Origin of the sequence: Methanococcoides sp., from assembly GCF_030594565.1 — an archaeon.
GTDB classification, from domain to species: Archaea; Halobacteriota; Methanosarcinia; order Methanosarcinales; family Methanosarcinaceae; genus Methanococcoides; species Methanococcoides seepicolus.
Genome location: NZ_JAUVEY010000080.1, coordinates 1 through 10178, shown reverse-complemented (window position 1 = coordinate 10178; position 10178 = coordinate 1). Strand labels below are relative to the sequence as shown.

Sequence of the window (10178 nt, the reverse complement as noted above, 5' to 3'; positions counted from 1 at the left end):
CATATTGTCCTATGAGCTTCACACCCTGACGTTACCATCAACGCATGTCATAGTAGGATTATCCCAAATGGAAGGGACAGCGTTTCCGCAATTCATGGTTTAACTTTCTTGTCGCACTCTTCCATTCAGTGTAAGGCATGTCAATAAAATCTTCCCTCGATCATTAATTTGAGTGATTTTTATTACAATATTAAAAATGATTTAGGATGAAATACCCTCTACCAATTTTTCCACAGCATCCGTATTCAAATTGATATCCTTATCCCTCCAAATCCTGTCTTTTATCCTCTTGAAAGTGCCCCTATTAACACCCCATTCCTCAGCCTGTGATTGAGATCATTCAAGTATCTTTCTCATTATGTCCTGCTTGTCAATGAACATCTGTGAGCGTTTAACATCCAATTCCTGTTCATCAATATTGTTGGCTTCCTTCCCAATATAAACAACACCATCAGCCAGAACATGTTTCCTTTCAAGAACTCCAATCTCCCCATCGAACTTATGTTCAAGGTGTTTAGCATATTGCATTATTGTCCTGCTCAATGGCTTGAAGCAATCTTTAATAGTACCGAAGAATTATCAGCTTATAATAAGAGAAATCGATCATCCACAAATAAAACGGCCTGGTTTTCATTAGGGGTTAAGGATAAAATGATAAAAAACACATGGGTTAATTTACCAGTAAAAAGCCTCAACGATTCTGTAGAGTTCTTTGAAAAGCTGGGATTAAAGTTCAATAAGCAATTTGACGCCACAAATATGCTCTTAAATGACAATACAATGGTCACTCTGGTCGAGGAAACACAATTTAAAGAGTTTGCACAAAAAGAAGTAGCAGATACAAAGACAACTGCAGAGGCTGTTTTAGTTTTACAGATAGAGAGTAAGGATGCGGTCAATGAATTGTCGATAAAGCAATTTCCCTGGGTGCAAAGGAAACTCGTGACCCTCATGAACATGGTCCAATGTTTGGAAGAAGCTTCGAAGATCTGGATGGACACGTTTGGGAAGTATTCTTCATGAATGAGGATGAAATGCCAAAGAACGACGAGTGTTAAGAGAAAGTTCTACTTTTCTTATAAAATAGCGGGCACATTCTATTAATTCCTTCAGTTCAATGCGATTCTTTTCAATAATTTCACCATCTACAGAAGGCTGCTTTATAAGGGCTGCATTTTTCTGTAAACGATTTGTGAAAATGGATACTCAAAATTTTATGAAGTTTTTGAATCGTTCAGAAAAATTGTTACTAGACATAATTTCACGAGCTACATATAATGAACTGTTCCGGTAAATTGTGAAACTGAACACAAAAGTATATAAGGTGAAATGTTCCATTTAATTATGATACATTGGGGTATCATTGGTGTTATTGGTGTTTAAAGCCAATATAATTTAAACAGAGTGGAGGAAAAAATCATGACAAAATATCTAGTGGAATCACCACACACTTCTGAAGGGTGTCTGAAAGCATTGGACGAAATGCTCGCAATGGGAGCTGACGTATTAGAACAATATGATTTCGGCTGCATGGTTGACGTACACACAGGCTGGGTTATTTTAGAAGCTGAAAATGAATCAGAAGCTCTAAAAATTGTTCCTGAGTCTCTGCGTAGTGAAGCACGGGCAATCGCGTTAAACAAATTTACTCCCGAGCAAATCAAGGAAGCCCACGAGGAGTGATTAATATGGGGGAATATGAAGATACAATCAAGGATATTGAGGAGTCTTTAGGCATTGTTCCCGGATTTATGAAGGCTTTACCAAAAGAAGCACTAATTCAGGATTGGCCCCTTTTTAAGAGGTATACTCTTGAAGAAACTGATATACCAGCAAAATACAGGGAACTTATGTCATTGGCTGTTGCAGCCAATCTAAAATGCCCTTATTGCCAGCTATTCCATAAAAGTGTGGCTCATATGATGGGTGCGAATGAAGAAGAATTTGCTGAAACTACATTTCTGGCCAGTTTCACTACAAGATGGAGTGCCATGATTCATGCCCAGCACTACGATTATGATACTTTTGCCAAAGAACTTCATCAGATTGGTGAATATTTGAAGAAAGATGCATAAATTATGGGGGTATCAATATTAGTGATGAAATTGACCTGAAGAGAACAGCTCTGATAATCGTAGATCCACAGAATGATTTCCTGTCAGAGGAAGGAGTCGTATGGGATCTTGTTGGAGATGGAGTTAAAGAAACAAAAGTTGTAGAGCATTTAGTTGAGCTTAAGGCCACGGCAAAGGATGTGAGCATGCCGGTTTTCTATTCTCCCCATTATTACTCAGACGAGGAGTTTGAAAACTGGTCCCATCTCAATCCCATAGATAAGCTAATGTTCGAGCGGAAGATGTTCAAAAAAGGAGGTTGGGGTGCAGAGTTCCACCCTCAGCTGCAGCCTGATGAGAACACCGTTGTCCTCTCTCCACATAAGGCCCTGAGCAACTTCTGGACCGGGGATATAGGCATACAGCTAAGACAAAGGGATATTCACACCATTATCCTGGCTGGAATGTCTGCAAATCTCTGTGTTGAATCCCATCTCAGGGATGCCATCGAGAATGGGTTCGATGTTCTAGTTGTCAAGGACGCCACCACCGGTCCGGGTCCTGAGGCTACACAGGCAGCCTACACCAACTATGGCCTTATTGCCACAGAGGTTGTGACCACCGACGATATATTAAAACGTCTCAAAGAATCGGCAAAGTGATGACAGGTCTAAGGGGGATTGTTTCTCAGTTCTGAATTAAGGGCAGAGGTATGATTCCTTCCTTTATACTTTTTGAAATTGCTATATTAAATTCCTCCTTTTATTGAACTTAATATTGGAAATGCTTACCTTCAGAAAGAGGATATTGAAAATTATTTGCAGTGGCCGAAATCATGCTCTCGATATGGCTTATCGTTAAAGGATTCAATCCAGCTGCAATCGATTCCGCGACTGCAAAAACAGATATTGACGAGCTAAAATAACCAGATCAAAGTAAAATAGGATGAATTGAAATGACAAACAGTATCGCCGATACATCACAACGTAAAGCTGTAAGAGTTGCAGGCTTCATGTTCCTATTTAGCTTAATGGTTCCCTTCTTTAACTGGACTTTTGTGCTCTCCAAACTTATTGTTGCAGAAAATGTCATGGCTACAGCCAATAATATTGTGGCCAATCAATTGCTATTTCGTATTGGTATGACTATCGAACTGATCATGTCTGCCGGGTTGATCGTATTGGCTCTGGCTCTTTATATAATACTCAAACCGGTAAACAAGAATCTTGCTTTGCTTGCACTCCTTTGGAAGTTGGTAGAGGCGACTATAGCGGCTGCAATTGTGCTTGTCTCTTTTATTGCTTTGCAGTTTTTAAATGGAGACGCATATGTAACAGTATTTACTCCAGAGCAGTTACAGGTCCCTGTTGGATTTCTTCTCAACGAACATACTGCACTATATTCTATACCCATGGTATTTCTTGGTCTGGACATGATGGTATTTTCTTATTTGTTTTTCAAATCGAAATATATACCAAGGATATTAGCCAGCTTTGGAATCCTTTCATTTGCGCTTATTTTCATTCACGCTTTAATGTATATTCTTGCACCCGAATACGCAACGATGCCGATAAATCAAGTCATTTTTTGGGCACCGAGCGGTCTTTTTGAAATAATAATTGGTTTATGGCTTTTGTTTAAAGGTATAAATGTCCAACAGGGGGATGACTACATAGAAGAAGCTACCTGAATAAAAAAGAGTACAACTGAAGTATATTCTGTATCTAATTAGGAAAGGGGATATATTGTATCATTTCGGTTTGTCGTCTAATTTTAATAGAAAAGTGACACAAACGGTAGGTCGTTTTTTAAGAATTATGTGCCTGAAACCAACAGTATCTTCAAATCAAAAAAACAAAAACGATACAACTCATCCAACATTCTTCAAAGCAGAAACCGCAGCCTTCTTCAAAAATCCCTTGCATTCGATTTCAATATCACCATTGTTGAGTGAAGAGGACAACTGTCCCATGGGGTCGTCGCTGGAAAGTAAGACTCTTATGGCATCCTCGTTGGCTGAAACAGACACTGTGAAATCAATTCCACTGAGTGAGGAAACTTCCCGAAACTCTGTGATGACACCATCTTTTGTAACAGCTTTTATCTTCAATTTAGTGTTGTCGTTCGTTGCTATCTCAAGTACTATCACATCATTTCCTGTGACCTTCTTGATCAGATCAGGAACTTCATCTATTCCATTGTTGTAGTATGATGTGTATCTTTTCAGATCATCGTAAAGGCTCTTTTCCACAGGCTTTGGCTTAACTACGTTTACATCATTCTCAGAAGAAACTTGTTTTTCAGTATCTTGGGAAACCTGTCTTGAATTGGGATCGGAGCTTGAACCTGAGTGCTTCACATCTTTTGAACTTGTTGCTTTTTCGGTTTCGGATACTGAGATAGGTTCTGTTTCCGACTCGATCAGATCGCCCAGCTCATCTCCGATAATATCCACAAATTCTGCAATTGAAGGACTCGAAAGTGCTAAAATACCGATAAGCACAATTGATGCTAATGTTACTTTCTTAATCACCAAACTCATGTTACCATTAAAAGCTAAGTGTGACACATATATAAACTTCATGTACACAATTATCTGATCTAAATTTCCTCAAAATATCAGAACGATTGGATCATCTGACCCCATCTCACAGCTAAAAGCATAGCTAAGGTGTGTTTATAATTTATTTGTACCACCTTAATTGATCAGAGAGTATTTGAAATTACAGCTCAGTAGTGATCCTCACTTGAATAATAAAAATAGACATTGAAAGGATCAAATGTAATATTCAATGTGGAACTTATAAACGACCCTGATCTCATCCATTTCCTTGTATTCGACTTCAAATTTACCTTCATCTGCAATATATGCCAGGTCATCAAGGTCTTTGAAGATGACCTCACAATTAATGTTCTCTGGAAGCAATGATCTGAAACTATCACATTTTGTGGTAATCTCCTGCATCATCCGTTTTGTTTCACCTGCATCAAAGGTCCCATCATTATCTGGACTATAGATTATTTCGGTTGTCAGTGTTTCTTTGTCCAACAGTGTCATCCAGAATCCATTGATCTGTGAATCTTTTATGATGTAATCTTTTATCTCAAAACTCTTGCTGATCACATTTTTCAATTTTGAACACCTTGCAGTTTTATTGATATTGATCAGTTAAATCAGTTTTCATGAAGTACTCCTGAATGGAGATCCATAAAAAAGTGCTACTGACTGCAGGACATATGACAATGAACCAGCCATGAATCCCTATCAAAGGTGAACTGCTTGCAAACCAGAATAAATAAAGAAGAAATGGTGCTGAAGGTTTGTTTTTCAGCACCCGGTCAAGAATCGAACACCTTTATACATTATTCCATTTCCGCCAAAGGGACCGGACGGGGACTTGCCAGGCTTCCTCCCAGGTATGCCACGGTACCGCAGATCAAACCTATGAACACGGGGTGGATGAGGGGATTGCCAAGGAACTGCCACAGCACCACAGAACCGAAGCTTGCCACAAGGCTGGCAACAAATCCGGTTGAAGTACCACGGTCCCAGTAAAGTCCGAAAATAAGTGGTATGAAGACGCAGCAAGCGATCACACCCATGCTTACAGACACCAGGGGCACTATCATCTGTGGCACATCCATTGCGAAGAATGCCGATACTATGATGATAATAACTCCTACTACCCTTGTCATGCGGAGCACTTTATCATCGGGAGTGGCCGGACGCAGGTACCTTAGGATATCCGAAGTAAGGGCTGTTGTTGTGACCAGCACAATGGCACTCATGGTTGACATTGCAGCGGAGATGGCGGCCAGCAGCACGACACTGTCAAATCCACGGGGCAGCAGTGATGTTGCCAGAAACGGTATCAGACCATCCGGGTTTGTCATGAAAGGAGCCAGTTGCTCCGGGCTGAATACCCCGTGGACCAAGACTCCCAGAGAGAAGATGCATAGAGCATAAATGGTGATGGATATTGGACCATAGATGCCTGCAAAACGCACCACTCTCCTGTCCCTTGCAGAGAACAGCATGATCAGCAGATCGGGTAATGCCAGAAGTCCAAGACTGATGGAGAATGCCATTCCGAAGGTTTTTTGCCATGGTATTGCTGTGCCTCCCATATTCAGCATATCGGCCGGGACCATATCCCATATTGCCATGCCACCACCACTTGAAATAAGACCTGTGTAGAGCAGCACTGCACCCACAATCATGATCAATCCTTGCAAGAAGCTTATCCAGATGATGGCCGGCAGTCCTCCTATCACATAGTAGAGTGCCACAATGACAACAGCTATGAGGAGGCCCTGAACATATGTCACTTCCAGCAATCCCTGGAAAAGGTTGGCACAGCCCTTGAAAATGGCAACCAGGTATACTGTGTACATCAACAGCATGATTCCTGCAAGCAAGACCTTGCCTTTCTGTGAATTGTATCTGCGTTCCAGTAGCTGGGGTACGGTCTTGGCGTCGTACTTCTGAGAGAACATCCATATCCTCGGTGCAATGATGAATGCCAGGCAGGCAAAAGCTACGTGGAAGAATACTCCCCAGATGACCCATGGAAGTCCGGCAATGAGCCCATAGCCTCCACCCCCAAGGAAAGAGGCAGCACTGAAGTAAGCAGCCATATAGGCAATACCTATTACCGCAGGATGCATCACATTCCGGTCCGAGACCGCAAATCCTGAAAAGGTTCCCTGCCTGAGCTTCAGGGAAAGCAAAAGTATCCCAAGTATATATAGTACCAGAAGAACCTGATTAATCATTGTCTTCCCTCAATACGAAAAAGAATGTCGTTGCCAGCATTATTACGATGGCAATCATCAGGTATATGTAGGGCAGGGGCATCAGGATCTCATCTCCCTGCTCTTGTTTTCATTCTTATTAATGGTCTTTTTTAATGCGTTGTATCTCAATGCCAATTACTATCCTCCTCTTTAATGGGCTTCTATATACTTCAATGTGCGATAAAGTACATTCAGAATTTAAAACATTTTTGTTTAATCCCAATGCCAGAGCCTTTCTAAAAGCATTTCACATTCCTTACTTTCATTGAAGGACTGGTAAGTTGGCGTTTATTATCAGGTTTTCTGGCAAAGCCAAAAAAAGAAATGGCAAAATATTTATATTGTATCAAACAAGTGCATAGATCAGCATCAATGTATGAATATGTGCAATGTTTCATGTTCTGGACATGGATCTGCTGTATGATTTGATTTTCTTTTACTATTATCCATTCAAGAGGTATTAAATTGACCAGTAAACGTATATTAATGGGCAACGAAGCGATCGCCTTTGGAGCAATGAAAGCTGGTGTTCAGATAGCAAGTGGCTATCCGGGTACACCTTCCACCGAAGTGATGGAGACCATCGCCTCCCATGCGAACAAATATGGCATATATGCCGAATGGGCCACCAACGAAAAGGTGGCGCTTGAAACGGCTGTCGGAGCTGCCTATTCGGGTGCCAATACCATGGTCACCATGAAGCAGGTGGGGCTGAACGTAGCATCAGATCCCCTCATGAGCCTTTCTTATATAGGAGTAAAGGGCTCGCTTGTCATTCTCGTCTCCGATGATCCCGGCCCTCATTCCTCCCAGACCGAACAGGATACAAGGGCCTTTGGTCACTTTTCAAATATCCCTGTCCTGGACCCGTCCACACCTCAGGAAGCTTATGATATGACAAAGCTGGCCTTCAAGCTATCACATGAGATGGAGATCCCTGTGATACTCAGGACCACGACCCGTGTATCCCATGGCTGTGCTGATGTGATCACCGAGGATATATACCCGGTCTCCCGTGACATCGAAGGGTTCGTAAAGGATCCCCGCTGGACAATATTCCCGAAACTGACAGCTCAAAGGCACCCCTGGCTTGAAGAGCTCCAGGTCAGGCTCTCTGATCGTTTTTCCGAGTACTTCCAGGAGAACTCCTTTAACTCAATATCAAAAGGAAACAGCAAGATCGGCATTGTGGCCTCTGGTGTTTCCTATCTGTACGCAAAGGAAGCTATAAAGGATCACTCTGAAACCTTCTCTCTTTTCAAGGTCGGGACAGTTCATCCCTTCCCTGAGAAAGCAGCCCTTGAATTCCTGGGCCATATAAAAGCCCTCATCGTTATCGAGGAGCTTGACCCATACCTTGAGGAGCAACTCCTGCAATTGATAGGCAAGCATCATCTTGATGTGAACGTACATGGAAAGAAGAACGGTCATTTCCCTGTAAGCGGAGAATATAATGTAGATGTCGTTATCGATGGAGTCAACAGCTCACTTAAAATCATCAACACAGACGTTCCTTCCCTGTCTCATTCATCACCTGCGATCAATAAGGAGAATGTACCTCCCCTTCCCATACGACCTCCCACATTATGTGCAGGCTGCATGCACAGAACAGTCTTCTACGCATTCAAAAAAGCAGCAGGTAAATTGAAGGCAGAAAAGATCAACACCATATTTTCGGGAGATATAGGATGCTATACCCTTGGGAATGCCAAGCCTCTCAACATGGTGGACACATGTCTTTGCATGGGAGCAGGGATAAGCATAGCAGCAGGGCTATCCCATACACATGATTATCAAGAAGGTAATAAAGCAAAACAGGTGGCATTTATTGGCGACTCTACCTTTTTCCATTCCGGAGTAGCCGCCATTATAAGTGCAGTGTACAACAATGCTGACATCACTCTTGCAGTCCTTGACAACAGGACCACAGCCATGACAGGTCATCAACCTCATCCGGGCATTGGTCTGACAGCCACAGGCGTTTCCACAAAGATCATCGATATAGCCGATGTCCTCAAAAGCTGCGGAGTTGACCTTGTCGAGACCATAGATGCCGATGACCTTGGTGAATGCATAGACATTGCAAAAAGGGCCATGGATTTTGAAGGACCTTCTGCTGTCGTATTCAAAGGAAAATGTGTAGGGATTACAAAAGGAGATGGACAATATGTGGTCGATGAAGATAAATGCACACGTTGCAGGATCTGTGTATCTCAACTTGGATGTCCTGCCATATTCTCGCCATCCAACAAACCGCCGGCCATACAGGACAACTGCACTGGTTGCGGTTTGTGTGCACAGGTATGTCCATCAGATGCTATTGTTCTAAAGGAGGATCGACAATGAAATTCGATATTCTTATCGCGGGTGTGGGCGGACAAGGCGTTGTGCTTGCATCCCGGCTGCTTGCAACGGCTGCCATGGATGCTGGTTTGCATGTAACCACCGCTGAGACCATAGGCATGGCCCAGAGGGAAGGGTCGGTTACCAGTCATGTAAGGATCGGGGATGAGGTATGTGGCTCACTTATTCCCTCAGGAAATGCCGACCTCGTGATAGGACTTGAGCCTGCAGAAGCTGCAAGGAACATTCATTTTTTGGGCATGAATGGCAGCATTGTTGTAAATGAGCATGCTGTAATGCCATCTGTAAACGGATCTGTCAAATACGATCCTGATCAGGTCCTTGAATTCCTGAAGAGTAACTGTCAGGATATCATATCCATCGATTTCACACAACTTGCAAAGCAAGCAGGAACCTATCGGGCAGCAAATGTTGCTATGCTGGCAGCTGCTGCAGGTGCCGATCTCATTCCATTCCCTCCGGGGGATATGTGGAATGTGCTTGAGAAGATGGTGCCGGAAAAGTACAGGGATGTGAACAGGAGGGCTTTTGATATGGCCCTTGAAAGGGTCTCAGGTATAAAGAACCCTGAACAACAGGCAATAGATATCTGATATTCCAGAGGTGATGCGAATGTGCAATGTTTGTGTGGATAATGACCTTAAAAAAGCTGCTCCTGACCATGGGGGTGGATGTTCCAGTCTATATGGAGAGGAGCAAACTGTCAAGCTCAAAAAGCTTCTCAAAAGGGTTGTGTTGGGAAGCTCCTTCTATCAAAGAAAGTTCGAAGAAGCTGGAATTGATATCGATTCCATCAAGACCTTGGAAGATATTGCAAGGCTTCCGTTAACAACTAAAGAGGAATTGCGGGATGCCTATCCACTGGGTCTTCAGGCTGTACCGGATGAGGATATAATAAGGATACATTCATCATCAGGTACGACAGGCAGCCCGGTCATCATCCCATATACACAGGGGGATGTT

General features: G+C 42.6%; 12 protein-coding genes. 8 read left to right on the top strand and 4 right to left on the bottom strand.

What is annotated here, in order from left to right:
- Positions 1 to 336 precede the first annotated feature (336 nt).
- Positions 337 to 528: a hypothetical protein gene (locus QAS77_RS07720; RefSeq protein WP_250868236.1), complete on the bottom strand. Its 192-nt coding sequence runs from the start codon at positions 526 to 528 to the stop codon at positions 337 to 339.
- A gap of 123 nt (positions 529 to 651) precedes the next feature.
- Here QAS77_RS07720 and QAS77_RS07715 point away from each other — a divergent pair, with 123 nt between their 5' ends.
- The 5 genes from QAS77_RS07715 to QAS77_RS07695 all read left to right on the top strand — a co-directional run bounded on the left by QAS77_RS07715 (position 652) and on the right by QAS77_RS07695 (position 3744).
- Positions 652 to 1023 (top strand): VOC family protein, encoded by a 372-nt coding sequence (locus QAS77_RS07715; RefSeq protein ID WP_305064779.1) that lies wholly within the window; start codon positions 652 to 654, stop codon positions 1021 to 1023.
- A gap of 396 nt (positions 1024 to 1419) precedes the next feature.
- Complete coding sequence (locus QAS77_RS07710; RefSeq protein ID WP_305064778.1) at positions 1420 to 1683, top strand: hypothetical protein; 264 nt, start codon at positions 1420 to 1422, stop codon at positions 1681 to 1683.
- A gap of 5 nt (positions 1684 to 1688) precedes the next feature.
- Positions 1689 to 2075 (top strand): carboxymuconolactone decarboxylase family protein, encoded by a 387-nt coding sequence (locus QAS77_RS07705; protein WP_305064777.1) that lies wholly within the window; start codon positions 1689 to 1691, stop codon positions 2073 to 2075.
- Positions 2054 to 2716 carry a cysteine hydrolase gene (locus QAS77_RS07700; protein ID WP_331522442.1) on the top strand — a complete coding sequence of 221 codons (663 nt, stop codon included), beginning with the start codon at positions 2054 to 2056 and terminating at the stop codon, positions 2714 to 2716. Before QAS77_RS07705 ends, QAS77_RS07700 begins: the two co-directional genes overlap by 22 nt.
- A gap of 293 nt (positions 2717 to 3009) precedes the next feature.
- Entirely contained in the window at positions 3010 to 3744 is a 735-nt protein-coding gene (locus QAS77_RS07695; protein WP_305064776.1) for a DUF4386 domain-containing protein, read from the top strand.
- Positions 3745 to 3924: 180 nt separating this feature from the next.
- On the opposite strand, the gene QAS77_RS07690 is transcribed toward QAS77_RS07695, so the two are convergent.
- From QAS77_RS07690 to QAS77_RS07680, 3 genes are all read right to left on the bottom strand, one after another.
- A complete protein-coding gene (locus QAS77_RS07690; RefSeq protein ID WP_305064775.1) occupies positions 3925 to 4596 on the bottom strand; it encodes a hypothetical protein in 672 nt (223 codons plus the stop codon).
- 234 nt (positions 4597 to 4830) lie between these two features.
- Positions 4831 to 5178 carry a hypothetical protein gene (locus QAS77_RS07685; protein WP_250868256.1) on the bottom strand — a complete coding sequence of 116 codons (348 nt, stop codon included), beginning with the start codon at positions 5176 to 5178 and terminating at the stop codon, positions 4831 to 4833.
- Positions 5179 to 5417: 239 nt separating this feature from the next.
- Positions 5418 to 6830: a sodium:solute symporter family protein gene (locus tag QAS77_RS07680; RefSeq protein WP_305064774.1), complete on the bottom strand. Its 1413-nt coding sequence runs from the start codon at positions 6828 to 6830 to the stop codon at positions 5418 to 5420.
- Positions 6831 to 7316: 486 nt separating this feature from the next.
- On the opposite strand from QAS77_RS07680, the gene iorA reads away from it, so the two are divergent.
- The 3 genes from iorA to QAS77_RS07665 form a co-directional block, all read left to right on the top strand.
- Entirely contained in the window at positions 7317 to 9197 is a 1881-nt protein-coding gene (iorA, locus tag QAS77_RS07675; RefSeq protein ID WP_305064773.1) for an indolepyruvate ferredoxin oxidoreductase subunit alpha, read from the top strand.
- A complete protein-coding gene (locus tag QAS77_RS07670) occupies positions 9194 to 9808 on the top strand; it encodes an indolepyruvate oxidoreductase subunit beta (RefSeq protein WP_305064772.1) in 615 nt (204 codons plus the stop codon). Before iorA ends, QAS77_RS07670 begins: the two co-directional genes overlap by 4 nt.
- 19 nt (positions 9809 to 9827) lie before the next feature.
- Positions 9828 to 10178, top strand: a 351-nt coding sequence (locus tag QAS77_RS07665; protein ID WP_442920367.1) for a phenylacetate--CoA ligase family protein, incomplete at its 3' end; no start/stop codon positions are given.